Here is a 23,674-nt window from a genome sequence, read left to right on the forward strand (position 1 = left end):
GGCCAGCGTAGCCGCTGCTCAGTCGCTGGGCAATCCAAGGCTGTGCAGATGGGCGATCAAGCGCTGTTGCAATTGCTTGAGGTGTGGCAGGTTCAACCGATGCCGCGACGCGACTTTGCAGGCATGGCCCAACAGGTAGCTGATTTCGGTGCGGCGCTGATTCGCGACGTCCTGGTACATCGAGGAAAAATTGGCCGCGGTGGCCTTGATCACCCGTTCGACTTCCTCCTGAAGGTTCTCCGCCGCTGCCGGCTGACCGCAGCGCTCCAGCAGTTCGGTGAGCTCGGCGCACAGGGTGGCGACTTCGCAATGATGTTGCTGCAAACCGCCGTTGCGGCACTCGTGTAGCACGGTCAGGGGGTTGATCGCACAATTGAGCGCCAGTTTTCGCCACAGCCTGGTGAGGATGTCGGTGCTCCACTCATGGGGAATGCCGGCGTCGCTCAAGTCCTCCAGCCAGAAGGGTGCCACCGGATGGCCAGCGTCTCCCAGCCAAGTGTAACCATGACCGGCAAACACCACGCGCCAGTCGCCATCGCGAAACGCGCCTTCGGTACTGGAGGCGAAGATGCAGCGGGCATGCGGGACTTGCGTGGCGACGGCATCCTGACTGCCGAGGCCGTTTTGCAACAGGATCAGTTCGGCGTCGGGTGTCAGACGGTGGGCGAGCCGGGCCACGGCTGTGACGGCGTCGTAGGCTTTGCAGGCCACCAGCAGACGGCTGATCGGCCCGTCGCTGTCGGCTGTTTCGCCGGGCACCGGGTACAGTTGCGCTTCGCCGTGTTCCACCAGCGTCAGCCCACCCGCCGCCTGATAGGCCTGCAAGCGTGCCGCGTCCCGCACGATCAGCCTGACTGGCACTGAGGCCCGTGCCAGACGGGTGGCCCACAACGTGCCGAGACTGCCGGCGCCCAGAATATGCCAGGGGGTGGACATCAGCTTTTTGCTCGGTTTGATGCTGGCATGTGAGGCTCGCAGTATCGGTTGGAAAAGACCCGTTATAATGAGCCCGATTTTAACCGCAAGCCAAGCGCGCTCCATCGTTATCGAGCGCGCCTTTTTATTGGAGAGATTACATGCCGTCGTTCGACGTGGTATCCGAACTGGACAAACACGAAGTCACCAACGCGGTCGAGAACGCCGTCAAGGAACTCGATCGTCGTTATGACCTGAAAGGCAAGGGCAGCTTCGAGTTCAAGGAAAAGGACCTGACCGTCAACCTGACCGCGGAAGCCGATTTCCAGCTCGAAGCGATGATCGAGATCCTCAAGCTGGCCCTGGTCAAGCGCAAGATCGACGTGCAGTGCCTTGAAGTCAAGGATGCCTTTGCGTCGGGCAAGCTGATGAAGCAGGAAGCGGTCCTCAAGGAAGGCATCGACAAAGAGCTGGCGAAGAAAATCGTCGCTCACGTCAAAGACGCCAAGCTCAAGGTCCAGGCCGCCATCCAGGGCGAGCAGGTTCGCATCACCGGCAAGAAGCGTGACGATTTGCAGGAAGCCATAGCCGCCCTGCGCGCCAAGGAATTCGGCATGCCGCTGCAGTTCAATAACTTCCGCGACTGACCTTTCAAGCGGGAACCTTGTGGGAGCGGGCTTGCTCGCGAAAGCGGTGTGTCATTCAACAGTGATGTCGACTGATACGTCCTTTTCGCGAGCAAGCTCGCTCCCACCTGATGGTGCTCACCCCGGCGGGCCTGTTCTGCCGCTTATTTTTCGCGTGCCGGATGGCCGTAAATCAGGAGAAAGTAGATGGATTTGAATACTGAAGTGGACAACCTGGTCAAGGCGTCTCAAGCCTGGGTTCCGATGATCATGGAATACGGCAGCCGCGTGTTGCTGGCCGTGATCACCCTGGCCATCGGCTGGTGGCTGATCAACAAGGTAACGCAAAAACTTGGCGGCCTGCTGGCATTGCGTAACGCCGACCTGGCGCTGCAAGGTTTCATCAGCAGCCTGGCGAATATCATCCTCAAGATTCTGCTGATCGTTAGCGTGGCGTCGATGATCGGTGTGGAAACCACGTCCTTCGTCGCGGCTATCGGTGCGGCCGGCCTGGCCATTGGTCTGGCCTTGCAGGGCAGCCTGGCGAACTTCGCCGGCGGCGTGCTGATTCTGTTGTTCCGTCCGTTCCGCATCGGTGACTGGATCGAAGCCCAAGGTGTTGCCGGTACTGTCGACAGCATTCAGATCTTCCACACCGTGCTGCGCACCGGCGATAACAAAACCATCATCGTGCCTAACGGTAATCTGTCGAACGGCATCATCACCAACACCAACCGTCAGCCGACCCGCAAAGTAGTATTTGATGTAGGTGTGGATTACGAGGCGGACTTGCAGAAGGCCCGTCAAGTGTTGCTGGACCTGGCCAAGGATCCGCGAGTATTGACTGAGCCGGCACCGGAAGCGGTGATTTCGACATTGGGCGACAGTTCGATCACTGTTTCCCTGCGCGTGTGGGTGAAAACCGCTGACTATTGGAATGTGATGTTCATGTTTAACGAACAATCGCGCGATCGCTTGAAGACGGCCGGCATTGATATTCCGTTTCCGCAGCGGGTTATTCGTATGGTTCAGGAGGCTGTGCCGCAATAACGTCTCGGATATAACCTGACGTTGAGGTCAGGTTAAAACTAGTTAGCTTGCTATTTAAGAAATTGTGTTAGTGCTGGTATGTAGTGGATACAAAAAAACCGCTCACCTGGAATCAGGTAAGCGGTTTTTTGTTTGTTGCTGGTGTAGCTATCGTACTACCGCTGAATTACAAGATGCTCAGTGGGTACTCGATGATTACACGGGTGTCGTAGTTGTCAGATGCATAGCCGCTGTAAGCGCCGTTCGAGCGATAGTTGGCGAAACGTACGCGGAACGACAGGTCTTTGGCTGGACCTTCCTGCATAACGTACTTGGACTCAACGTTCCACTCGTTTTCCTTGCCTTCGCCCAGACCGTTGGTGGTGATGTGGTCACCCATTACGTAACGGGTCATGAAGCTCAGGCCTGGTACACCGTAAGTCTTCATGTTCAGGTCGTAGCGAGCCTGCCAGGAGCGCTCGTCGCGACCTACGAAGTCGGAGATCTGAATGGAGTTGGCTACAAAAATAGTGCTGTTGCCGTCAACGCCATAGTAGTAAGCGTTGTCGCCGCTGGAGCGTTGGTGAGCAACGGTGAACTTGTGGGCGCCGATGCTATAGGCAGCGGCCAGGGACCACAGATTGTTGTCTACGCCGAGGGTGCCGTCGCCAATGGCGTCAACCAGATCACCGCGGTCATCGCCTTTGGTTTTATAACCGTTGAAGTCGAAGTTCAGGGACTGATCGTCGTTGATTGGCAGTGTGTAGTTCAGGTTGACGTAGTATTTTTTGAAGTAATCTTCAGCATCCGACGCAGCCACAGCACCGGTGAAGTTATCAGTGAAAGAGTAGCTGGCACCGAAGATGTTGATGCCGTTGCTCAGGCCTTTGCCGTGATTACCATCTTCATCTGGCAGGCCGCCGATGCTGTCGCGAGCCATGCCGGTTTGTTTGCTCAGGGCGGTGAAGCGACCGGCGGTCAGTTCCAGGCCTTTGATCTCTTTGGAAGTGATCAGGGTACCGGTAGCAACTTCTGGCAGCATACGGCTGTCGTCAGTAGCGAATACTGGGCTGGCAACAAACTGCTGGCCGTATTTCAGCACGGTGTCGGAAAGACGCAGTTTTACTGCACCGCCAATCTTGCCCTGGGATTTTTCAGGGTTGTTATCGCTATCGACTGCGAACAGACCGGTACCACGGTGGCCCGAACCGCCGTCAAGTTTGACCGCACCCATTGCCATGGCATCGAGACCGAAGCCTACGGTGCCTTGAGTGAAGCCCGACTCGTAAGTGAGCAACTGGCTGATACCGGACTCCTGACGATAGCCGGAGTCTGCGTTGTTACGTGCACCGTTCTTGAAATCACGGTTCATGTACTCAAAACGGGTTTTGAGTTTCAAGCTCTGGTCGCCGAAGAAACCCTTGGAGTCATCTTGAGAAGACGCCACTGCGAACTGAGAGGTACCAGCTGCAACAGCCAGTGCGATCATGCTCCACTTCATCACGCGCATCGTGATTTGCTCCTTTGGTTTTTAGAAGAGTACTGCCGTCCCGCCTGTTTTATTATCCGGGCGGCTCTTTCTTTTTGTGTCGGCGCAAACTTATATCACGCCGACCCTATTGGCGATACTTGCGCATCTAACCTTTCAGCTTCTTTACGACCCTGTCGCAAATGGCTTGGTCAATGTCGCAAATTCACAATCCCGATACAATCGGACTGACAACTTCAGCGCTGTTTTTCAGGGCTTGAGCATCGGTAAAAAAGAGTCCCTTGTCCTGCACTTGAATCTCCATTGGGCAATCCTGCCACTGTTTTTATTGGTCTTAAGGCTTCCACTTCCAGCGGACGTCTTATAGACGATATGGGGGTGAATGCAACAAGCGTGCACAAACCGGAATTCTGTTGCTGTTTTTTTCAGAAGGCCTGCCTGTTGCTGTAAAAACCTCATAAAACCGGGGGTTTCAAGCTCGTTTTCTGTGGGCTTGACGCCATGCTTTGCAACGTGTTTACCACATCGAACCCGTGACGCGACAATCAAAAACGTTACCGGTTCACCCCGTCAGTGAGTAGTTAGCGGATGCTGACGCACTGAGCGTAGACGCGTTGTGCGGTTTTGGTGCAAAAAAATCAATTGCTGTACCGAATTCACACAATGTCGCGTTGCGGTGGATCTGAACGGCGCGTTGTTTATCGGTCATTTCAGGGTTTTTTGTGTGTCTGTCGGTGCTGTGGTGGTGCGTACTGGATCAAAATGTCTCATGTCGGGGCGTCGCCCAGGAGGGGGATGGCCGCGGTTCGTCGTGAAGCGCGTGACATTCGCAGGTATGCTGCCGTCCTGTCGCTTGGTGCGCAGCCTGTCCGGATGAGCGCTAAGCTGAAAAATGATGACCAGGCGGGAGTACACACAGTGTTCGTTTTAGATTCACGACTTCAACAAGACACGTTACCGATCGGCGATTTCCCACTCTGCCGGTTGCTGTTGTCCAATGATTCGAACTATCCCTGGTTCATCCTCGTGCCACGCCGCGAGGATATCAGTGAGATATTTCAGCTGGATGTCGCAGATCAACAGCAGCTGTGGCAGGAAACGACCGCGCTGGCGGAAATGCTCAAGGACTCGTTCGACGCGGACAAGTTGAACGTTGCGGCCCTGGGTAACGTCGTCAGTCAGTTGCACATGCATGTGATTGTGCGCAAGCGAGAGGACGCCGCCTGGCCAGCTCCGGTCTGGGGTAAAAATCCGGCCAGGCCCTACAGTCCAGAGCAGATCGCGACGATTCGCGAACGGCTGCGTCTGGTATTGACCGATGATTTCACGTTTCTGGAGGGTTGAGTCATGAGCCTGGAAGAGCGCGTTACCGATCTGGAAAGCCGGCTGGCGTTTCAGGATGACACCATCCAGGCATTGAATGATGTGCTGGTGGCGCAGCAGCGGGTGGTCGAGCGCCTGCAACTGCAGATGGCTGCGCTGCTCAAGCGGCAGGAGGAAATGGTCGGCCAGTTCGAGTCCTTCGAAGAAGAGGCGCCACCGCCGCATTATTGAGCCACATGAGTGAGCTTCGTTAGAGAAAAGCAGGTCATAAAAAAAACCGCGAACAGCCTGGGCTGTTCGCGGTTTTTTTTAGCCTTGAGTCAGCGACGCGGCAGTGCGGCGATCACATCTTCGGCTTGCAGGCCTTTGTCACGATTCATGACAGAGAACTCCACGCGCTGGCCTTCGACCAGAACGCGGTGGCCTTCACCGCGAATCGCCCGGAAGTGCACGAAAATATCATCGCCGGAGTCACGGGAAATAAAGCCGAAGCCTTTGGAGGTGTTAAACCATTTGACGGTGCCAGTATCGCGGTTGCTCATGTCATAGCTTGGCGAGGCGACGGCCGGTGAAGATTTGTAGAAGCTGATGGCCAGGTGCAGAAGAACGGCGATCAGGGCAGCGACCAGGCTGAACAGAACGGCGGGTTGACCGGCGATGACAGGCATCGGTGCGATCAGCGTCAGGGTTTGCAGCACCACAGCCAGAACCAGCAAGGCGCTGACCAGGTTTTGCAGTTGATGACGCGGGCCTTTGTTCCAGTAAGGGATAACAGGCGCGAGGGTGAGGTTGAGCAGGCCGAAAAAGGCCAGGTACAGCGCATCGGGTTGTTGCAGGTAAGGTACCGCTTCGGATCGCAGGCTAGGGATGAAGGACAGCAGCAGGGCTGCTGCGCCCATTAGCAGGTGGACGATTTTCAACATTTTGATTAACTCACGTTAAGACGGATCACAAGGAAGAGCTGATTGAGCACGGTTCGCTTCAGAACAATAAGAGGCGTTGGACACGTGCCTGCTATCAGCCTATGCGCAGCCCCCGAAAAATAGGCGGTAGCGACACACTGCCTATTTAACAGCAAAGCCTGCGGCTACTCAAATCAGGCAGTCCAGTGGTGCTTTCACATGGCCGATGTGCGGATGGCGCCTGCTGAGTGTTGTTCGCGCGCTGTGCTTTTCGGATCTTTGCCTTTTCGTTGAGTGATGTTGCGCCAGTTTTCGTGGGAAATTGTCCGGCCTAGGACGTGCTCAATGATCGCTCCACTGTTGTTGGCTTATCCTACGTTGATGGTCATAAAGTCATCTGGATATGCCTGAGCGCCTGCGCTTTTATAAGGAAACGGAATAGGGCCCTTATCAAGCAGCAAGGATGGCAAAGGAGTGTCAACGGTATGGTTCATGAAGACAGGCGAAACGAGGGGAGGATCGGTCAACTCAAGGAGGTAAGGATTGATTCATTTGTCAGCGAGTTCGATATGGGGCTGGCCCAGCCATTATCCCGATCAGTGCGTTTGAATGGCTTTGCGACCTGTTTGCGGCTTGAACAGGTCTATTGGGATATTTTGGGCGACATGGCCAAGGTCAATTGCTGCTCGGTCAGTGCACTGCTATCCCATGTGGATCGCGAAGTGCATTTGCGCCATGGCGGGGTGAAGAACTTCACCGGGCTGGTGCGGGTTGTCTGTGTCGTGCACAGCCTGAAGGAGGGCGGTTGCCTCGTCATGGCTTAGCGATGGCGATGAAAGGTGTCGAGTGTCGGTCTGTGCAGTCTAACGGCTGCACAGGCTGCATTTAATGGATATAATCCCGCTCTTTGCCGCAAAGCCCTGCATGCGCGGTAGCAATCTGATCGCCGAGACAACCCCCATGCCGATGTACGACTATCAATGTGCTTCCTGTGGTCATCAGTTGGAAGCCATTCAAAAGATCAGCGCAGCACCGCTGGTCGACTGCCCTGCCTGCCAGGCGCCAGAGCTTAAAAAGATGCTGTCCATGCCGGGCTTCCGCCTCAGCGGCACCGGCTGGTACGAAACCGACTTCAAGACCGGTTCCAAGAAAAATCTGGCCGGTGGCGACAAAGCTGACTAGGGTCTAGCGCCCGGGCTGAACGACACGCGCGAGCTCTTGCACATCTGGCACCTTATTCAAGTGTGGGGGTGCGGCAAGACCTCCAACCGAATTTCGAATTACGAGAAGTGAAACCACTACCATGATGCGCAGCCATTATTGCGGCCAACTGAACGAAAGCCTGGAAGGCCAGGAAATTACCCTTTGCGGATGGGTTCACCGTCGCCGTGACCACGGTGGGGTGATTTTCCTCGATATCCGTGATCGTGACGGTCTGGCCCAGGTGGTGTTCGACCCGGACCGCGCTGAGTCCTTCGCCGCCGCCGACCGCGTGCGCAGCGAATACGTGGTCAAGATCACCGGCAAGGTTCGCCTGCGTCCGGCCGGTGCCACCAACGCCAACATGGCGTCGGGCATGATCGAAGTGCTGGGCTACGAGCTGGAAGTATTGAACGAAGCGGAAACCCCGCCGTTCCCGCTCAACGAGTTCTCCGACGTCGGCGAAGAAACCCGCCTGCGTTATCGCTTCCTCGACCTGCGTCGCCCGGAAATGCTCGAGAAGCTGCGTTTGCGTTCGCGCATGACCACCAGCATCCGTCGCTTCCTGGACGAGAACGGTTTCCTCGATGTCGAGACGCCGATTCTGACCCGCGCCACGCCAGAAGGCGCTCGCGACTACCTGGTGCCGAGCCGTACTCACGCAGGTAGCTTCTTCGCCTTGCCGCAATCGCCACAGCTGTTCAAGCAGCTGCTGATGGTCGCCGGCTTCGACCGTTACTACCAGATCGCCAAGTGCTTCCGCGACGAAGATCTGCGCGCCGACCGTCAGCCGGAATTCACCCAGATCGACATCGAGACCAGCTTCCTCGATGAAAAAGAGATCATGGGCATCACCGAACAAATGATCCGCAACCTGTTCAAGGAAGTACTGGACCTGGAGTTCGGCGACTTCCCGCACATGACCTTCGAAGAGGCCATGCGTCGTTACGGTTCCGACAAGCCGGACCTGCGTAACCCGCTGGAACTGGTTGACGTTGCCGATCAACTGAAAGAAGTCGACTTCAAGGTGTTCAGCGGCCCTGCCAACGACCCGAAATGCCGCGTTGCCGCTCTGCGCGTTCCAGGCGCGGCGAGCATGCCGCGCAAGCAGATCGACGACTACACCAAGTTCGTCGGCATCTACGGTGCCAAGGGCCTGGCGTACATCAAGGTCAACGAGCGCGCCAAAGGCGTCGAAGGTCTGCAGTCGCCAATCGTCAAGAACATCCCTGAAGCCAACCTCAATGTGATCCTCGATCGCGTCGGTGCAGTTGATGGCGACATCGTGTTCTTCGGTGCCGACAAGGCCAAGATCGTCAGCGAAGCCCTGGGCGCGCTGCGGATCAAGGTCGGTCACGATCTGAACCTGCTGACCTGCGAGTGGGCACCGATGTGGGTCGTCGACTTCCCGATGTTCGAAGAGAACGACGACGGCAGCTTCACCGCGTTGCACCACCCGTTCACCGCGCCGAAGTGCACCCCGCAAGAACTGGAAGCCAGCCCGGCGACCGCGCTGTCCCGTGCCTACGACATGGTATTGAACGGTACCGAGCTGGGTGGCGGTTCGATCCGTATCCACCGCAAGGAAATGCAACAGTCGGTGTTCCGTCTGCTGGGTATCAGCGAAGCGGAACAGGAAGAGAAATTCGGCTTCCTGCTCGACGCCCTGAAATACGGCGCGCCGCCGCACGGTGGTCTGGCCTTCGGTCTGGACCGTCTGGTGATGCTGATGACCGGCGCCCAGTCGATCCGTGAAGTGATCGCCTTCCCGAAAACCCAGAGCGCTGCCTGCGTCATGACTCAGGCACCGGGGCTGGTGGATGCCAAGGCATTGCGCGAACTGCACATTCGTCTGCGCGAAACGCCTAAAGCTGAGTAAGGCTGACCTTGCGGGCGCATCTTCGGATGCGCCCTTTCTTTATAGACAGGTCGAGATTTTTATTTGCCGGCTGGCGCATCATGGCGTGGCGGGCAATGTGTCAAAGATAATTCGGAGCGAGTTATGGCGGGTCATTCCAAGTGGGCGAACATCAAGCACCGCAAAGAACGTCAGGATGCCAAGAAGGGCAAGATTTTCACCAAGTGGATTCGTGAACTGACGGTTGCTGCCCGTCAGGGCGGCGGCGATCCAGGCTCCAATCCGCGTTTGCGTCTGGCGCTGGATAAAGCGCTGGGCGCGAACATGAGTCGCGACATCATCGACCGCGCGGTGGCCCGTGGTGCCGGCGCTGCCGATACCGATGACATGGTCGAGCTGACCTACGAAGGCTATGGCCCGGGCGGCGTGGCGGTGATGGTCGAATGCATGACCGACAACCGTAACCGCACCGCCGCCGCTGTTCGTCACGCGTTCAGTAAATGCGGCGGCAACCTTGGCACCGACGGTTCGGTGGCTTATCTGTTCGAACGCAAAGGGCAGATTTCCTTCGCGCCTGGGGTTGATGAGGACGCGCTGATGGAAGCGGCCATGGAAGCCGACGCCGATGACGTGGTGACCAACGAAGACGGCTCAATCGACGTGTTCACCTCGTTCGCCGGCTTCTATTCCGTGCGCAACGCCTTGGAGGCCGCAGGCTTCAAGGGCAGCGATGCGGAAATCGTCATGCTGCCGACCACCAGTGCCGAACTGGACCTGGAAGGCGCCGAGAAGGTCCTGAAGCTGATCGACATGCTTGAAGACCTGGATGACGTGCAAAACGTGTATTCCAACGCCGACATTCCAGAGTCGGTGGCCGCACAGCTCGGATAAGGGCGACTAAGATTCAGTGTGGGAGCTGGCTTGCCTGCGATGGCGGCGTGTCAGGCTACATCATTGTTTGATGTGCCTACGCCATCGCAGGCAAGCCAGCTCCCACATTTGTTATTCGCTGTATTGAATATCGTGCTCTTACCTAACCCGCAGGCGTTATGACTTTAATTCTTGGAATCGACCCCGGTTCGCGTATCACCGGTTATGGCGTGGTTCGTGATACCGGGCGTGGCTGCGTGTACGTGGCGTCGGGCTGTATTCGCACCGGCTCCGGCGAGTTGCACGAGCGCCTGCAAATCGTCTATCGCGGCGTGCGTGAAGTCATTCAGACCTACGGCCCGGTAACCATGGGCATCGAAAAAGTCTTCATGGCCCGCAACGCCGACTCGGCCCTCAAGCTGGGTCAGGCCCGTGGCGCAGCCATCGTGGCCGGTGCCGAGGAAAGCCTGGAAATTGCCGAATACACCGCCACCCAAGTCAAGCAAGCCGTGACCGGTACTGGCTCGGCAAACAAAGAACAGGTGCAGATGATGGTCATGCACATGCTGAAACTGACGAGCAAGCCGCAAATCGATGCCTCGGATGCCCTCGCCATCGCGATTTGCCACGCTCACACCCGCTCCAGTCTGTTGCCTCATGGTCTGGGCACGGCACGCAGTCGTGGCGGGCGCCTGCGTCTCTGATAGCATCAGCAATCATTTTTTCTGGAATGAGGGTTTTGCGCCTGTGTTGTCGGCGCAAAACCCTTGTTCTGTCAGTCGCCAGCACTGATCTGGCCAACGCTCAAGGATCTGAAACGTGATTGGACGCTTGCGCGGCACTTTGGCTGAGAAACAGCCGCCGCACCTGATTCTGGATGTAAACGGTCTGGGATATGAGCTGGAAGTGCCCATGACCACCCTTTATCGCTTGCCGTCGGTCGGTGAGCCGCTGACCTTGCACACCCATTTGGTCGTACGCGAAGACGCGCAGTTACTCTATGGCTTCTTCGGCAAGCGTGAGCGAGACTTTTTTCGCGAACTGATCCGTCTCAATGGTGTGGGGCCGAAACTGGCACTGGCCTTGATGTCGAGCCTGGAAGTCGACGAGCTGGTTCGTTGCGTGCAGTCCCAGGACACTTCAGCGTTGACCAAAGTACCTGGAGTGGGCAAGAAGACCGCCGAGCGTTTGCTGGTGGAACTCAAAGACCGCTTCAAGGCGTGGGAAACCGTGCCGGCGATGTTCGCATTGGTGCCAAACCAGCCGGGTGGGCCAGATGCGCCTCCAGTTGCCACCGCCGAAAATGACGCAGTCAGCGCGCTGATTTCGCTGGGCTACAAGCCGCAGGAGGCCAGCAAGGCGATTTCCGCGATCAAGGAGAAAGGTTTGAGCAGTGAAGACATGATTCGTCGTGCCCTTAAGGGAATGATCTAAGTGATTGAAGCTGATCGTCTGATCGCCGCTACGGGTGGCCCCCGTGAGCGCGAAGAAGTCCAGGACCGGGCGATTCGTCCCGTCAGCCTGGCCGAATACATTGGCCAGCCGACCGTTCGCGAGCAAATGGAGTTGTTCATCCAGGCCGCGCGTGGGCGCAATGAATCGCTGGATCACACCCTGATTTTCGGGCCGCCGGGTCTGGGTAAAACCACCCTGGCCAACATCATTGCCCAGGAAATGGGCGTGTCGATCAAAAGCACCTCGGGGCCGGTCCTCGAGCGTCCTGGTGATCTGGCTGCGTTGCTGACCAATCTTGAGCCCCATGACGTGCTGTTCATCGACGAAATCCATCGGTTGTCGCCGATCGTCGAAGAGGTGCTGTACCCGGCCATGGAAGATTTCCAGCTCGACATCATGATCGGCGAAGGGCCGGCCGCGCGCTCGATCAAGCTCGATCTGCCGCCATTTACGCTGGTCGGCGCTACCACCCGTGCCGGTATGCTGACCAACCCGTTGCGCGACCGTTTCGGGATTGTTCAGCGCCTGGAGTTCTACAGTACCGCCGACCTGGCGACGATTGTCAGCCGTTCGGCGAACATTCTCGGTTTGCCGCTGGACCCGGAAGGCGCCTTCGAAATCGCCCGCCGTGCCCGTGGCACGCCGCGGATTGCCAACCGCTTGCTGCGCCGGGTCCGGGATTTCGCCGAGGTCCGTGCCAAAGGCCACATCACCAAACCGATCGCCGACCTGGCCTTGAATTTGCTGGATGTCGACGAGCGTGGCTTCGATCATCAGGACCGACGCCTGCTGTTGACCATGATCGAGAAGTTCGACGGTGGGCCGGTGGGGGTGGACAGTCTGGCCGCTGCGATCAGCGAAGAACGCCATACCATTGAAGACGTGCTGGAGCCGTACCTGATCCAGCAGGGCTACATCATGCGCACACCGCGGGGGCGGGTGGTGACCCGGCATGCGTATCTGCATTTCGGTTTAAACATCCCGTCACGATTAGGCGAGATGCCCGTAGTAGACGAGTTCCTCGATGCCGTGGACGATTAATCACCTTTGCGTGCAGATTTTTTCAGGCAATGTGCGGTCACAGGACCATTCTTTCGCCAGAAAGCCGCGATTCAATGAAAAACAGTTGCCTGGCCGGATTGGCAACCTGAGGAGTAAGCACTAGAGTATGCGCGCGCAAAACGGGCTTGAGCCGTTCGCACATCGTTGTCGCGTTTATTACGAGGACACCGATGCCGGCGGCATCGTGTATTACGTCAATTACCTCAAGTTTATGGAACGGGCTCGAACCGAGCGGCTCCGGGAGCTGGGCTTTGCCCAGTCGGCGCTGGCAGGGGAGGACCTGTTGTTCGTCGTGCATTCCAGCGAAGCGCGTTACCACGCGCCGGCGCGACTGGACGACGAACTGCTGGTAAGCGCTGAGGTAATTGAGTTGAACCGGGTCAGCCTGCGCTTTAAACAGCAGGTCAGGCGGGCTACGGATAATGTGCTGCTCTGCGAAGGGCAGTTTCTGGTGGCCTGTGTGCGCACTAACAGTTTGAAACCCCGGGCCATTCCCGAAGCTCTACGTGCGGCCTTTGCCGACGTGAGCGGCGCGGGTACACACTCAAAGCAGGAGATAAAGCGTGGAAGCTAACGTCGTCGACCATTCCTCCATGTGGAGCCTGGTCAGCAATGCCAGTATCGTGGTGCAACTGGTAATGCTGATCCTGGTAGCCGCATCGGTGACCTCATGGATCATGATCTTTCAGCGCAGCAACTTGCTGCGCGCCGGTCGACGTGCCCTGGAGAGCTTTGAAGAGCGCTTCTGGTCGGGTATCGACCTGTCCAAACTCTACCGTCAGGCCGGCAGCAATCCTGATCCGGATTCCGGCGTCGAGCAGATCTTCCGTGCCGGCTTCAAGGAATTCTCCCGTCTGCGTCAGCAGTCAGGCGTTGACCCGGAAGCGGTCATGGAAGGCGTGGCGCGTGCCATGCGCGTGGCGATCTCCCGCGAGGAAGAAAAGCTCGAGCAGAGCCTGCCGTTCCTCGCCACCGTCGGTTCCGTCAGCCCGTACATCGGTCTGTTCGGTACGGTCTGGGGCATCATGAACTCTTTCCGCGGTCTGGCGACCGCCCAGCAAGCGACCCTGGCCACTGTGGCCCCTGGTATTGCCGAAGCACTGATTGCTACCGCGATCGGTCTGTTCGCCGCGATCCCGGCCGTTATCGCGTACAACCGTTTTGCTGCCCGCAGCGAAACCCTGCTGGGCCGTTACTACACCTTCGCCGATGAATTCCAGGCGATCCTGCACCGCAAAGTGCACACCAGCGAAGAATAAGCAGGTAATTTCCAATGGCTTTAATCGCTCGAGCTCGCAAAAAGCGCAAGCCGGTTGCCGAGATGAACGTGGTGCCTTACATCGACGTGATGTTGGTACTGCTGGTCATTTTCATGGTGACCGCGCCGATGCTCAATCAGGGCGTGAAAGTTGATCTGCCCAAGGTTTCCAGCGAAGCCTTGCCGCAGGACAACAACACTCAGGTCCTGACCATTTCGATCAAGGCTGACAAGACCTACTACTGGAACCTTGGCAGCGAAGTCGACACCGATAAGCAGCAGGACAAGGCCATGACCTTGCCGCAAATGACCGAAGCCGTGAAAAAGATCATCGACGCCGGCAATGGTAACGGTAAGCGCACGCAGGTGTTCATTCGCGGTGACAAGACCGTCGATTACGGCTCCGTCATGGGCGCCATGGGCGGGTTGCAGAAAGCCGGGGTCGGTAATGTTGGCTTGATTACCGAGGCACCCTGATGCAGCAAATGCGAGAGCCGTCCGCCTCGGAAAGCTACTTCTGGCCTAGTGTCTGGGCGATTGTCTTGCACGTGCTGGTTTTCGGCATGCTGTTCGTCAGTTTCGCCTTCACACCGGAATTGCCGCCGGCCAAGCCGATTGTCCAGGCAACCCTGTACCAGCTGAAATCGAAAAGTCGGGCGACCACCCAGACCAATCAGAAGATTGCGGGTGAGGCGCAGAAATCTGCTGCGCGCCAGACCGAAGTCGAACAGATGGAACAGAAGAAGGTCGAGCAGGAAGCGGTGAAGGCTGCGGAACAAAAGAAAGAAGAAGCGGCTCAAAAGGCCGAGGAAGCCAAGAAGGCCGACGAGTCGAAGAAAGCGGAAGAGGCGAAAAAGGCTGATGAAGCCAAGAAAGCCGACGAAGCGAAGAAGACCGCCGAAGCCAAAAAGGCCGAAGAGAAACAATTGGCTGATATAGCCAAGAAGAAAGCCGAAGAAGAAGCCAAGAAAGCCGCTGAAGAAGAGGCCAAGAAAGCGGCCGCTGAAGAAGCGAAGAAAAAGATCGTCGAAGACGCGAAGAAGAAAGCCGCGGAAGACGCCAAGAAGAAAGCTGAAGCTGAAGAGGCGAAGAAGAAAATCGCCGACGAAGCGAAGAAGAAAGCTGCTGCCGATGCCGCGAAGAAAAAATCGCAGGAAGCGGCACGTAAATCCGCCGAAGACAAAAAGGCCCAGGCCCTGGCAGATTTGCTTTCCGACACGCCGCAGCGCCAGCAGGCCTTGGCCGATGAGCAGGGTGACGAAGTCGCCGGCAGTTTCGATGATCTGATTCGTGTTCGTGCGGCGGAAGGCTGGGCTCGTCCACCTTCGGCACGCAAAGGCATGACGGTCGTGTTGCAAATCGGCATGTTGCCGGACGGTACGGTGACTTCGGTCAGCGTGGCCAAGTCCAGTGGCGATGGTCCGTTTGACGCTTCCGCTGTAGCGGCGGTCAAGAACATTGGACGTTTGACAGAAATGCAGGGAATGAAGCCGAGTGATTTCGCTCCGTATCGTTCATTCAAGATGACATTCACACCTGAGGATCTAGCCTTGTGAAAAACCTTCTTCGAGGAATGCTTGTCGTTATCTGCTGCCTGGCAGGGATAGCGGCAGCCGATGAAAAAAACATTCTGGTCACCAGCGGCAGTGATCGGGCCACTCCGATCGCAGTAGTGCCGTTCGGCTTCCAGGGCGGCAGCGTGCTGCCGGACGACATGGCTGAAATTATCGGTAACGACCTGCGCAACTCGGGTTACTACTCGCCGATTCCGAAACAGAACATGATCAGCCAGCCAAGCCAGGCCAGCGAAATCATCTTCCGTGACTTCAAGGCGGTGGGTGCCCAGTACGTCATGGTCGGCAGCATTGTTCCGGCGGGCGGTCGCCTGCAGGTGCAATACTCGCTGTTCAACGTCGCGACCGAACAGAAAGTAGCGGACGGCAGTGTCTCGGGCAGCGTCGAGCAACTGCGCGACATGGCGCACTACATCTCCGACCAGTCGTTCGAAAAGCTCACCGGTATCAAAGGTGCGTTCTCGACACGTCTGCTGTACGTGACGGCCGAGCGTTTCTCCGAGAAGAACACTCGCTACACACTGCAACGTTCGGACTATGACGGTGCCCGTGCCGTGACGCTGCTGCAATCGCGTGAGCCGATTCTGTCGCCGCGTTTTGCACCGGATGGCAAACGCATTGCCTACGTGTCGTTCGAGCAGAAGCGTCCGCGCATTTTCATGCAGAACATCGACACCGGTCGCCGCGAGCAGATCACCAACTTCGAAGGCCTGAACGGTGCGCCAGCCTGGTCGCCGGATGGCAATCGTCTGGCATTCGTGTTGTCGAAAGACGGTAACCCGGACATCTACGTGATGAACCTGGGTTCGCGTCAGATCACTCGCGTCACCAATGGTCCTGGCATCAACACCGAACCGTTCTGGGGCAAGGATGGTTCAACCATCTACTTCACCTCCGACCGAGGCGGTAAACCACAGATCTACAAAACCAGCGCAGGCGGTGGTGGTGCGGAGCGTGTGACCTTCATCGGTAACTACAACGCCAACCCTAAACTGTCGGCCGATGAAAAGACCCTGGTGATGATTCACCGCCAGGATGGTTTCACCAATTTCAAGGTGGCGGCCCAGGATTTGCAGCGAGGTAGTGTAAAGATCCTCACTGATAGCACTCTGGACGAGTCACCTACTGTTGCGCCCAACGGCACCATGGTAATCTACGCCACCCGCCAGCAGGGCCGGGGAGTCTTGATGCTCGTGTCCATTAATGGACGCGTGAGGCTCCCGCTTCCTACCGCACAAGGCGAAGTCAGAGAACCGTCCTGGTCCCCTTACCTGAACTGACGCGGCGCTACACGTTGTACTTAACACACTGGGGTTCATTAGGAGTTTCACGATGGAAATGCTGAAGTTTGGTAAATTTGCTGCGCTGGCTCTGGCCATGGCTGTAGCTGTAGGTTGCTCGTCCAAAGGCGGCGACAACGCCGGTGAAGGCGCTGTTGATCCAAACGCTGGTTACGGCGCTAACACTGGTGCTGTTGACGGCTCCCTGAGCGAAGAAGCTGCTCTGCGCGCAATCACCACCTTCTACTTCGAATACGACAGCTCGGACCTGAAGCCAGAAGCCATGCGCGCTCTGGACGTTCACGCCAAAGACCTGAAAGCAAACGGCGCTCGCGTTGTTCTGGAAGGCAACACCGACGAACGTGGTACTCGTGAGTACAACATGGCACTGGGCGAGCGTCGTGCGAAAGCCGTTCAGCGCTACCTGGTACTGCAAGGTGTATCCCCAGCTCAGCTGGAACTGGTTTCCTACGGCGAAGAGCGTCCAGTTGCTACCGGCAACGACGAGCAGTCCTGGGCTCAAAACCGTCGCGTCGAACTGCGTAAGTAATTCGTCATGCGAACGTGCCGTCGTGCTGTAACTGTTCTGGCTCTCAGCCTCGCACCGCTTGCGGTGTGGGCTGCGGTTCCTGTGGTCGAGGACAACTCCGGTTATAACAATAGCGGGAGCAGTTATCCGCCTGCAGGTTACGGTACGAACGGCGCCTATGCCGGGGGAGGGGTTTCGGCCCCTGTCTCGGCACAGGGCGAGCTGTTCAACCAACTGCAATCGATGCAGGAGCAGATCTCGCGCCAACAAGGCATCATCGAAGTTCTGCAAAATGATGTAGCGCGCATGAAGCAAGAGAACCTGGAGCGATATCAGGATCTTGATCGGCGCATAGGAACCGGCGTTGCACCAGCCGCGACTCCTGATAATTCTTCCGCCGGTGGCAATTTGAATGCCCCCGGTGCGGCAGCCGGCGCAGGTGCGGGAGCGGTAGCCGCTCAAGCCCCAGCTCCGGCCGCAGGTGGTGAGCCGGCTGACCCTGCGAAGGAAAAACTGTATTACGATGCAGCCTTCGACCTGATCAAAGCCAAGGATTTCGACAAGGCCAGCCAGGCTTTCTCCGCATTCCTGCGCAAATACCCCAACAGCCAATACGCGGGCAATGCCCAGTACTGGTTGGGTGAAGTGAACCTGGCCAAAGGCGATCTGCAAGGTGCGGGTCAGGCATTCGCCAAGGTTTCGCAGCTGTACCCCAAGCACCCCAAAGTGCCTGATTCGCTGTACAAGCTCGCTGATGTAGAGCGCCGTCTCGGTCATACCGACCGGGTCAAAGGTATTCTGCAACAGGTCGTGTCCCAATATCCGGGCACTTCCGCCGCTCAGCTGGCGCAACGCGACTTGCAGCGTATGTAAGCCTGTTTGACCGTTTTGAAGAAACCCGCGCTTGTCGCGGGTTTTTTCGTTAGAATTCATGCCCTTTTTATGAAACACGCTTTTTGGGATCTGCGCGTTGGCGGGGTTCCTTGAAGTGCCTGACGGAGGCGGACAGCCTGTTTAGCTGTTACGCCCGTGGCGACTATGCAAGACACATTGAGAATCACCGAAGTTTTCTACTCGTTGCAGGGTGAAACGCGGACTGCCGGGCTGCCCACTGTTTTTGTGCGCCTGACCGGTTGCCCATTGCGTTGCCAATACTGCGACAGCGCCTACGCGTTCACTGGCGGCACTATCCGCACTCTCGACGATATCCTCGAGCAAGTGGCTGGTTTTCGCCCACGTTACGTCTGTGTCACGGGTGGCGAACCTCTGGCGCAACCGAATGCCATCCCCTTGCTCAAGCAGTTGTGTGACGCCGGCTACGAAGTGTCGCTGGAAACCAGTGGCGCCCTGGATATCTCGGCGGTCGATCCACGGGTCAGTCGCGTCGTCGACCTGAAAACCCCTGGCTCGAAAGAAGCACACCGTAACCGTTACGAGAACATTGAACTGCTCACGCCCAACGATCAGGTGAAGTTTGTCATCTGCTCGCGGGAAGACTACGACTGGGCTGTGTCCAAGCTGATCCAGTACGGTCTTGACCGGCGTGCCGGCGAAGTCCTGTTCTCGCCAAGTCACCACGATCTGAATGCGCGTGATCTGGCGGAGTGGGTGGTGGCGGACAATCTGCCAGTGCGTCTGCAATTGCAGCTGCATAAATATCTTTGGAATGACGAGCCGGGGCGCTGAAATGATGGAGCAACTGAACACTGTGGAAAAACGTGCGGTCATCCTGCTGTCCGGTGGTCTCGACTCGGCGACGGTCGTGGCCATGGCCCGTGCCGACGGTTATAGCTGCTACACCATGAGCTTTGATTACGGTCAGCGCCATCGTGCCGAACTGCATGCCGCCGAGCGTATTGCTCGTGACCTGGGTGTGGTCGAGCACAAGGTGATCGGCCTGAACCTGAACGGCATCGGCGGCTCGGCCCTGACCGACAGTTCCATCGACGTACCGGAAACGCCGAGCGAAGGCATTCCGGTGACTTACGTGCCGGCGCGCAATACTGTGTTTCTGTCCCTGGCGCTGGGCTGGGCCGAAGTGCTGGGCGCGCGTGACATCTTTATCGGTGTAAACGCGGTGGATTACTCCGGGTACCCGGATTGCCGTCCCGAGTTCATCGAAGCCTTCGAACGCATGGCCAATTTGGCGACCAAGGCCGGAGTCGAAGGGCAGGGCTTCCGTATTCAGGCGCCACTGCAGAACCTGAGCAAGGCGCAGATCGTTCAGGCGGGCGTGAAACTTGGCGTCGATTACGGGCTGACCGTTTCCTGTTATCAGGCGGACGATAACGGCCGTGCCTGCGGTAAATGCGACAGCTGCCGTCTGCGTGCAGAAGGCTTCGCTGCGGCCGGCGTTACGGACCCAACCCCTTATTTCTGATTTATTTCAAATTAGGTGTTGAATAACCTTTAAAAATCAGTATTATACGCGCCACCACACAGCGGGTCGTTAGCTCAGTTGGTAGAGCAGTTGGCTTTTAACCAATTGGTCGTAGGTTCGAATCCCACACGACCCACCATTTTTTGCTGTTTTAAAAGTCTGGAAGGCCCACGCAAGTGAGGATTTCCGGATTTTTTTTGCCCGCGATTTGGGGTCGTCTCAGTCCGGGTGACGCAGGTCAGAATCATCTTTTGCATCAACGGGATATTCTGTAGCCTTGCGCAGCTTCAACGCTGTCCACGCCTGATGAATACTCACTTTCCCGGCGGTACCCCGAAGGGTCCGGAGCCGGGTGTATACTCGACTTTCGCGCGAAAGCGCCTGCAGGTCTTGCGAACATGACGCAGATTTCCGAACGCCTTCTGGTTCAAGCCCATCTCGATGCCAAGCAGCCCAAGCCGCTGACGGCCGAGGAGGAGGCTTATTACCGCACTGCCATTGCCGCCGAGCTCAAGGCTCAGGACGCGGTGCTGGTTGCCCACTTCTATTGCGATCCGGTCATTCAGGCCCTGGCCGAAGAAACCGGTGGCTGTGTCTCCGACTCGCTGGAGATGGCTCGCTTCGGCAATGCCCACCCGGCCAAGACCGTGGTGGTCGCCGGTGTGAAATTCATGGGCGAGACCGCGAAAATCCTCAACCCTGAAAAACGCGTGCTGATGCCGACCCTGGAAGCGACCTGCTCGCTGGACCTCGGTTGCCCGGTGGACGAGTTTTCGGCGTTCTGCGATCAGCACCCGGAACGCACGGTGGTGGTGTATGCCAACACCTCGGCGGCGGTCAAAGCCCGGGCGGATTGGGTGGTGACTTCCAGCTGCGCGCTGGAAATTGTCGAAAGCCTGATGGATAACGGCGAAACCATCATCTGGGGGCCGGACAAGCACCTGGGCACTTACATTCAGCGCAAGACCGGCGCCGACATGCTGCTGTGGGACGGTGCCTGCATCGTCCACGAAGAGTTCAAGGCCAAGCAACTCGAAGACATGAAGGCGCTGTACCCGGATGCGGCCATTCTGGTGCATCCGGAGTCGCCGACCGCAGTGATCGAATTGGCCGATGCGGTGGGTTCCACCAGTCAGCTGATCGCTGCTGCGCAAAGCCTGCCGAACAAGACCCTGATCGTCGCGACCGACCGTGGCATCTTCTACAAGATGCAGCAGCTGTGCCCGGACAAGGTCTTCATCGAGGCGCCAACGGCCGGTAACGGCGCAGCGTGCCGCAGTTGCGCACATTGCCCGTGGATGGCGATGAATACCCTTGAGCGCACGCTGAAGAGCTTGCGTGAAGGGACCAACGAGATCTTCGTTGACCCGGCGTTGATTCCGCAGGCGATTCGGCCGTTGAAGCGGATGCTTGATTTCACTCAGGCGGCGCGGATGAAGTTGGCCGGCAACGCCTAACACTTACTGTGGCGAGAGCTGTTGTGGCGAGGGAGCTTGCTCCCGTTCGGTTGCGCAGCAGCCGCATTTGGGGGCGCTTCGCACCCCAGCGGGAGCAAGCTCCCTCGCCACAGTTACTTGGTTTTCTTTGGAATGCGTACGAGCTGGGTGTTGGAATAGATGTCATGCCAGCTGCGCTTCTGCTTGTCGAACAGCGACCAGAAGAACCCCAGCCCGAGGCATAGCCAGGACGCGATCGACACCACAAAGCGCAACAGTGCCTGCCACAGACTGATGGATGAACCGTCGGCGTTTTGCACACGAATGCACCACACCTGCATGCCCAGGGTCTGGCCCGACCAGGTCCAGAACTTGGCGAAGAAGCCGAACAGCACGAACAGCAGCACCGTCGACAGCAGTGGATCACCGTCCAGCGCGCCGGCTTCGGTCAGGGTGCGCATCTGGTCTTCGCCGATAATCGCCATCTGGATCATCTTGTAGATGCCGCTGGTGACGATCAGCAGGGCGGTGCACAACAGGAAGTCGTAGAACATCGCTGCCAGGCGACGGCCCAGGCCGACGGCGGGAAAGTCGCCCTGTGGGTTGAGCAGGTGTTTCGACATGGCGGCCTCTGAGCGGAAAAAGAAGCCATTTTACGGATTTACGCGCACAAAAAAGCCCCTGATGTCAGCCATCAGGGGCTTTTTCGTTACAGAAGGATCAGGCTTCTGCTTGTACTTCGTCAGCCTGCATGCCTTTCTGGCCTTGCACAGCAACGAAAGTCACTTTCTGGCCTTCTTTCAGACTCTTGAAGCCGTTGCCCTGAATAGCGCGGAAATGTACGAACAGATCCGGACCGCTTTCTGGAGTGATAAAACCAAAACCTTTCTCGTCGTTAAACCACTTGACGGTACCGCTCTGACGTTGGGACATTTCTTATTTCCTTTGACGCAAAAATGAATGACAGTCTCCTTCTCGTGAAAGAGTACTGGGGCTGGTTGCAGGAAAGTAAGAAGACGTCGAACGGGATGTAGCTAACTTGTAGGCTACTGCCCAGGTCACGATTCCAAGCGACCCATGCAAACACAGTGAACAAACTCTACGCCAACTACGGGAGAAAAAACAAGCCCTGCGAAGGCCCGGATTTCCTCAGGTTGATTGCAGTTAGAGGGCGCACTAGTGCAGGCTTATTCGATAGCGTTGTCCAATTGTTTTCGATCGTTATAAGTAGTGTTCATAAACGAAGCGCACGCACTATTTTATGGCGGTTGCGTTACAGATTAGTGCACTGTTAACGCAACCGCGTTACTTATAGAAACAGTCAATCAACCGCGATAGTAGCGTTGTGGAACGAATGGCATTTTGCTTACAAGCAAAGGCACCTTTTTCCCACGCACAATGGCCCAAACCGGCGTATCCAAAACGATATAAGCACTGTCGAGATAACCCATGGCCAACGGACCGCCTAGGGTGGGGCCGAAGCCGCCGCTGCACACGCTGCCGATGATGTCGCCGGCGTCGTTGACGATCTCGGCGCCTTCGCGCACGGGCGTGCGTTCTTGCGGTAGCAGGCCCACGCGCTTGCGGCTGACACCGGCCTGCTGTTGCGCAAACACGGTTTCAGCGCCTGGGAAGCCGCCGGCCCGCGCGCCATCGGCACGTCGAGGCTTGGAGATGGCCCACAGCAGGCTTGCTTCGATCGGCGTGGTGTCGGTGTTCATGTCATGGCCGTAGAGGCACAGGCCGGCTTCAAGGCGCAGGGAGTCGCGAGCGCCGAGGCCGATGGCCGCCACTTCCGGTTCGGCCAGCAGGGCGCGAGCCAGCGCTTCGGCATTGGCCGCCGGCACGGAAATTTCGAAGCCGTCTTCACCGGTGTAGCCCGAACGGCTGACAAAGCAGTCCACGCCCAATAGTTTCACGCGGGTGAACTGCATGAAGGTCATCTTCGCAACGTCCGGCGCCAGGCGGGCGAGCACGGTGACGGCGGCCGGGCCTTGCAGAGCGAGCAGGGCACGCTCTTCGAACAGCGGTTCGATGCTGCACTGGCCGCCGATGTGCTGGCGCAAGTGAGCCAGGTCCTGATCCTTGCAGGCCGCATTGACCACCAGGAACAGCTCGTCGTTACCCAGGTTGGCGACCATCAAGTCGTCGAGGATGCCACCGGCCTCGTTGGTGAACATAGCGTAGCGCTGCATGCCCACCGGCAGGTCGATGATGTCCACCGGCACCAGGGTTTCCAGGGCTTTGGCGGCGTTGGCGCCGGTCAGGCGGATCTGGCCCATGTGCGACACATCGAACAGCCCGGCCTGGTCACGGGTGTGCTGGTGTTCTTTCATCACGCCCAACGGGTATTGCACTGGCATGTCATAGCCGGCGAACGGCACCATGCGAGCGCCGAGTTCGAGGTGCAGTGCGTGCAGCGGGGTTTTCAACAGTTGTTCGGTGGACATATACAGCTCCTGAAAAAGTGTGCAGATGCGCGTGAGCA

General features: G+C 57.5%; 27 protein-coding genes and 1 tRNA gene. 22 read left to right on the forward strand and 6 right to left on the reverse strand.

What is annotated here, in order from left to right:
- Window positions 1–18 precede the first annotated feature (18 nt).
- The gene (locus AACY49_RS05725; protein WP_320393528.1) at window positions 19–936 is read right to left on the reverse strand and encodes a putative 2-dehydropantoate 2-reductase; all 918 of its coding nucleotides are present in this window, start codon (window positions 934–936) and stop codon (window positions 19–21) included.
- Between the two features lie 140 nt (window positions 937–1,076).
- On the opposite strand from AACY49_RS05725, the gene AACY49_RS05730 reads away from it, so the two are divergent.
- Both AACY49_RS05730 and AACY49_RS05735 read left to right on the forward strand, forming a co-directional pair.
- Window positions 1,077–1,562: a YajQ family cyclic di-GMP-binding protein gene (locus AACY49_RS05730; RefSeq protein WP_053155306.1), complete on the forward strand. Its 486-nt coding sequence runs from the start codon at window positions 1,077–1,079 to the stop codon at window positions 1,560–1,562.
- Between the two features lie 186 nt (window positions 1,563–1,748).
- Window positions 1,749–2,591 carry a mechanosensitive ion channel family protein gene (locus tag AACY49_RS05735; protein WP_339522263.1) on the forward strand — a complete coding sequence of 281 codons (843 nt, stop codon included), beginning with the start codon at window positions 1,749–1,751 and terminating at the stop codon, window positions 2,589–2,591.
- 166 nt (window positions 2,592–2,757) lie between these two features.
- Here the strand turns inward: AACY49_RS05735 and AACY49_RS05740 are convergent, their stop codons facing one another.
- A complete protein-coding gene (locus AACY49_RS05740) occupies window positions 2,758–4,080 on the reverse strand; it encodes an OprD family porin (RefSeq protein ID WP_339522265.1) in 1,323 nt (440 codons plus the stop codon).
- Between the two features lie 897 nt (window positions 4,081–4,977).
- On the opposite strand from AACY49_RS05740, the gene AACY49_RS05745 reads away from it, so the two are divergent.
- The gene (locus tag AACY49_RS05745; protein ID WP_258700676.1) at window positions 4,978–5,403 is read left to right on the forward strand and encodes an HIT family protein; all 426 of its coding nucleotides are present in this window, start codon (window positions 4,978–4,980) and stop codon (window positions 5,401–5,403) included.
- A 3-nt stretch (window positions 5,404–5,406) separates the two neighbouring features.
- Entirely contained in the window at window positions 5,407–5,613 is a 207-nt protein-coding gene (locus tag AACY49_RS05750; RefSeq protein WP_007977339.1) for a SlyX family protein, read from the forward strand.
- A gap of 89 nt (window positions 5,614–5,702) precedes the next feature.
- On the opposite strand, the gene AACY49_RS05755 is transcribed toward AACY49_RS05750, so the two are convergent.
- The gene (locus AACY49_RS05755) at window positions 5,703–6,305 is read right to left on the reverse strand and encodes a cold-shock protein (protein ID WP_309475867.1); all 603 of its coding nucleotides are present in this window, start codon (window positions 6,303–6,305) and stop codon (window positions 5,703–5,705) included.
- A gap of 464 nt (window positions 6,306–6,769) precedes the next feature.
- Between AACY49_RS05755 and AACY49_RS05760 the strand changes: the two genes are divergently transcribed.
- From AACY49_RS05760 to nadA, 18 genes are all read left to right on the forward strand, one after another.
- The gene (locus AACY49_RS05760) at window positions 6,770–7,108 is read left to right on the forward strand and encodes a ribbon-helix-helix domain-containing protein (protein WP_339522271.1); all 339 of its coding nucleotides are present in this window, start codon (window positions 6,770–6,772) and stop codon (window positions 7,106–7,108) included.
- A 136-nt stretch (window positions 7,109–7,244) separates the two neighbouring features.
- Entirely contained in the window at window positions 7,245–7,466 is a 222-nt protein-coding gene (locus AACY49_RS05765) for an FmdB family zinc ribbon protein (RefSeq protein WP_010457489.1), read from the forward strand.
- A 121-nt stretch (window positions 7,467–7,587) separates the two neighbouring features.
- The gene (gene aspS, locus AACY49_RS05770; RefSeq protein WP_258699403.1) at window positions 7,588–9,363 is read left to right on the forward strand and encodes an aspartate--tRNA ligase; all 1,776 of its coding nucleotides are present in this window, start codon (window positions 7,588–7,590) and stop codon (window positions 9,361–9,363) included.
- 123 nt (window positions 9,364–9,486) lie between these two features.
- On the forward strand, window positions 9,487–10,233 hold the full coding sequence (locus tag AACY49_RS05775; RefSeq protein ID WP_258699404.1) for a YebC/PmpR family DNA-binding transcriptional regulator: 747 nt from the start codon (window positions 9,487–9,489) through the stop codon (window positions 10,231–10,233).
- A gap of 158 nt (window positions 10,234–10,391) precedes the next feature.
- A complete protein-coding gene (gene ruvC / locus AACY49_RS05780; protein WP_258699405.1) occupies window positions 10,392–10,916 on the forward strand; it encodes a crossover junction endodeoxyribonuclease RuvC in 525 nt (174 codons plus the stop codon).
- Between the two features lie 115 nt (window positions 10,917–11,031).
- A complete protein-coding gene (gene ruvA, locus AACY49_RS05785; protein ID WP_038981959.1) occupies window positions 11,032–11,646 on the forward strand; it encodes a Holliday junction branch migration protein RuvA in 615 nt (204 codons plus the stop codon).
- The gene (gene ruvB / locus AACY49_RS05790; protein WP_018926499.1) at window positions 11,647–12,708 is read left to right on the forward strand and encodes a Holliday junction branch migration DNA helicase RuvB; all 1,062 of its coding nucleotides are present in this window, start codon (window positions 11,647–11,649) and stop codon (window positions 12,706–12,708) included.
- Window positions 12,709–12,835: 127 nt separating this feature from the next.
- Window positions 12,836–13,303, forward strand: a complete 468-nt coding sequence (gene ybgC / locus AACY49_RS05795) for a tol-pal system-associated acyl-CoA thioesterase (RefSeq protein ID WP_007933231.1) — start codon at window positions 12,836–12,838, stop codon at window positions 13,301–13,303.
- Window positions 13,293–13,988 carry a protein TolQ gene (gene tolQ, locus AACY49_RS05800; RefSeq protein ID WP_007897030.1) on the forward strand — a complete coding sequence of 232 codons (696 nt, stop codon included), beginning with the start codon at window positions 13,293–13,295 and terminating at the stop codon, window positions 13,986–13,988. The genes ybgC and tolQ overlap by 11 nt, the downstream gene beginning before the upstream one ends.
- Before the next feature lie 23 nt (window positions 13,989–14,011).
- Window positions 14,012–14,464 carry a protein TolR gene (gene tolR / locus AACY49_RS05805; RefSeq protein WP_258700677.1) on the forward strand — a complete coding sequence of 151 codons (453 nt, stop codon included), beginning with the start codon at window positions 14,012–14,014 and terminating at the stop codon, window positions 14,462–14,464.
- Window positions 14,464–15,543, forward strand: a complete 1,080-nt coding sequence (tolA, locus tag AACY49_RS05810) for a cell envelope integrity protein TolA (protein ID WP_258699407.1) — start codon at window positions 14,464–14,466, stop codon at window positions 15,541–15,543. The genes tolR and tolA overlap by 1 nt, the downstream gene beginning before the upstream one ends.
- Entirely contained in the window at window positions 15,540–16,841 is a 1,302-nt protein-coding gene (gene tolB, locus AACY49_RS05815) for a Tol-Pal system beta propeller repeat protein TolB (protein ID WP_408980570.1), read from the forward strand. The genes tolA and tolB overlap by 4 nt, the downstream gene beginning before the upstream one ends.
- Before the next feature lie 52 nt (window positions 16,842–16,893).
- Window positions 16,894–17,391, forward strand: coding sequence for a peptidoglycan-associated lipoprotein Pal (gene pal, locus AACY49_RS05820; RefSeq protein WP_003178634.1), 498 nt, complete (start codon window positions 16,894–16,896; stop codon window positions 17,389–17,391).
- A 6-nt stretch (window positions 17,392–17,397) separates the two neighbouring features.
- A complete protein-coding gene (gene ybgF / locus AACY49_RS05825) occupies window positions 17,398–18,243 on the forward strand; it encodes a tol-pal system protein YbgF (RefSeq protein ID WP_258699408.1) in 846 nt (281 codons plus the stop codon).
- A 165-nt stretch (window positions 18,244–18,408) separates the two neighbouring features.
- On the forward strand, window positions 18,409–19,056 hold the full coding sequence (gene queE, locus AACY49_RS05830; protein ID WP_258699409.1) for a 7-carboxy-7-deazaguanine synthase QueE: 648 nt from the start codon (window positions 18,409–18,411) through the stop codon (window positions 19,054–19,056).
- A 1-nt stretch (window position 19,057) separates the two neighbouring features.
- A complete protein-coding gene (queC, locus tag AACY49_RS05835; RefSeq protein WP_258699410.1) occupies window positions 19,058–19,750 on the forward strand; it encodes a 7-cyano-7-deazaguanine synthase QueC in 693 nt (230 codons plus the stop codon).
- Window positions 19,751–19,813: 63 nt separating this feature from the next.
- Window positions 19,814–19,889, forward strand: a tRNA-Lys gene (locus AACY49_RS05840).
- Between the two features lie 259 nt (window positions 19,890–20,148).
- On the forward strand, window positions 20,149–21,207 hold the full coding sequence (nadA, locus tag AACY49_RS05845; RefSeq protein WP_007934679.1) for a quinolinate synthase NadA: 1,059 nt from the start codon (window positions 20,149–20,151) through the stop codon (window positions 21,205–21,207).
- 113 nt (window positions 21,208–21,320) lie between these two features.
- Here nadA and AACY49_RS05850 read toward each other — a convergent pair whose 3' ends face one another.
- From AACY49_RS05850 to gcvT, 3 genes are all read right to left on the reverse strand, one after another.
- Window positions 21,321–21,809 carry an RDD family protein gene (locus tag AACY49_RS05850; RefSeq protein WP_258699411.1) on the reverse strand — a complete coding sequence of 163 codons (489 nt, stop codon included), beginning with the start codon at window positions 21,807–21,809 and terminating at the stop codon, window positions 21,321–21,323.
- A gap of 97 nt (window positions 21,810–21,906) precedes the next feature.
- Complete coding sequence (locus AACY49_RS05855) at window positions 21,907–22,119, reverse strand: cold-shock protein (protein WP_003175786.1); 213 nt, start codon at window positions 22,117–22,119, stop codon at window positions 21,907–21,909.
- A 392-nt stretch (window positions 22,120–22,511) separates the two neighbouring features.
- Window positions 22,512–23,636: a glycine cleavage system aminomethyltransferase GcvT gene (gcvT, locus tag AACY49_RS05860; protein ID WP_339522287.1), complete on the reverse strand. Its 1,125-nt coding sequence runs from the start codon at window positions 23,634–23,636 to the stop codon at window positions 22,512–22,514.
- Window positions 23,637–23,674: the final 38 nt, after the last annotated feature.

The sequence above is a fragment of the Pseudomonas sp. EL_65y_Pfl2_R96 genome (genome assembly GCF_963970905.1).
Lineage (GTDB): Bacteria > Pseudomonadota > Gammaproteobacteria > Pseudomonadales > Pseudomonadaceae > Aquipseudomonas.

What these genes read in the sequence shown, in the direction of transcription:
- pal (WP_003178634.1), top strand. Translation starts at nt 16,894, where the DNA reads ATGGAAATGCTGAAGTTTGGTAAATTTGCTGCGCTGGCTCTGGCCATG.
- AACY49_RS05725 (WP_320393528.1), bottom strand. Translation starts at nt 936, where the DNA reads ATGTCCACCCCCTGGCATATTCTGGGCGCCGGCAGTCTCGGCACGTTG.
- AACY49_RS05855 (WP_003175786.1), bottom strand. Translation starts at nt 22,119, where the DNA reads ATGTCCCAACGTCAGAGCGGTACCGTCAAGTGGTTTAACGACGAGAAA.
- AACY49_RS05730 (WP_053155306.1), top strand. Translation starts at nt 1,077, where the DNA reads ATGCCGTCGTTCGACGTGGTATCCGAACTGGACAAACACGAAGTCACC.
- aspS (WP_258699403.1), top strand. Translation starts at nt 7,588, where the DNA reads ATGATGCGCAGCCATTATTGCGGCCAACTGAACGAAAGCCTGGAAGGC.
- AACY49_RS05755 (WP_309475867.1), bottom strand. Translation starts at nt 6,305, where the DNA reads ATGTTGAAAATCGTCCACCTGCTAATGGGCGCAGCAGCCCTGCTGCTG.
- AACY49_RS05750 (WP_007977339.1), top strand. Translation starts at nt 5,407, where the DNA reads ATGAGCCTGGAAGAGCGCGTTACCGATCTGGAAAGCCGGCTGGCGTTT.
- tolA (WP_258699407.1), top strand. Translation starts at nt 14,464, where the DNA reads ATGCAGCAAATGCGAGAGCCGTCCGCCTCGGAAAGCTACTTCTGGCCT.
- queC (WP_258699410.1), top strand. Translation starts at nt 19,058, where the DNA reads ATGATGGAGCAACTGAACACTGTGGAAAAACGTGCGGTCATCCTGCTG.
- ybgF (WP_258699408.1), top strand. Translation starts at nt 17,398, where the DNA reads ATGCGAACGTGCCGTCGTGCTGTAACTGTTCTGGCTCTCAGCCTCGCA.
- AACY49_RS05740 (WP_339522265.1), bottom strand. Translation starts at nt 4,080, where the DNA reads ATGCGCGTGATGAAGTGGAGCATGATCGCACTGGCTGTTGCAGCTGGT.
- AACY49_RS05765 (WP_010457489.1), top strand. Translation starts at nt 7,245, where the DNA reads ATGCCGATGTACGACTATCAATGTGCTTCCTGTGGTCATCAGTTGGAA.
- nadA (WP_007934679.1), top strand. Translation starts at nt 20,149, where the DNA reads ATGACGCAGATTTCCGAACGCCTTCTGGTTCAAGCCCATCTCGATGCC.
- ybgC (WP_007933231.1), top strand. Translation starts at nt 12,836, where the DNA reads ATGCGCGCGCAAAACGGGCTTGAGCCGTTCGCACATCGTTGTCGCGTT.
- ruvC (WP_258699405.1), top strand. Translation starts at nt 10,392, where the DNA reads ATGACTTTAATTCTTGGAATCGACCCCGGTTCGCGTATCACCGGTTAT.
- AACY49_RS05735 (WP_339522263.1), top strand. Translation starts at nt 1,749, where the DNA reads ATGGATTTGAATACTGAAGTGGACAACCTGGTCAAGGCGTCTCAAGCC.
- gcvT (WP_339522287.1), bottom strand. Translation starts at nt 23,636, where the DNA reads ATGTCCACCGAACAACTGTTGAAAACCCCGCTGCACGCACTGCACCTC.
- queE (WP_258699409.1), top strand. Translation starts at nt 18,409, where the DNA reads ATGCAAGACACATTGAGAATCACCGAAGTTTTCTACTCGTTGCAGGGT.
- AACY49_RS05850 (WP_258699411.1), bottom strand. Translation starts at nt 21,809, where the DNA reads ATGTCGAAACACCTGCTCAACCCACAGGGCGACTTTCCCGCCGTCGGC.
- AACY49_RS05775 (WP_258699404.1), top strand. Translation starts at nt 9,487, where the DNA reads ATGGCGGGTCATTCCAAGTGGGCGAACATCAAGCACCGCAAAGAACGT.
- AACY49_RS05760 (WP_339522271.1), top strand. Translation starts at nt 6,770, where the DNA reads ATGGTTCATGAAGACAGGCGAAACGAGGGGAGGATCGGTCAACTCAAG.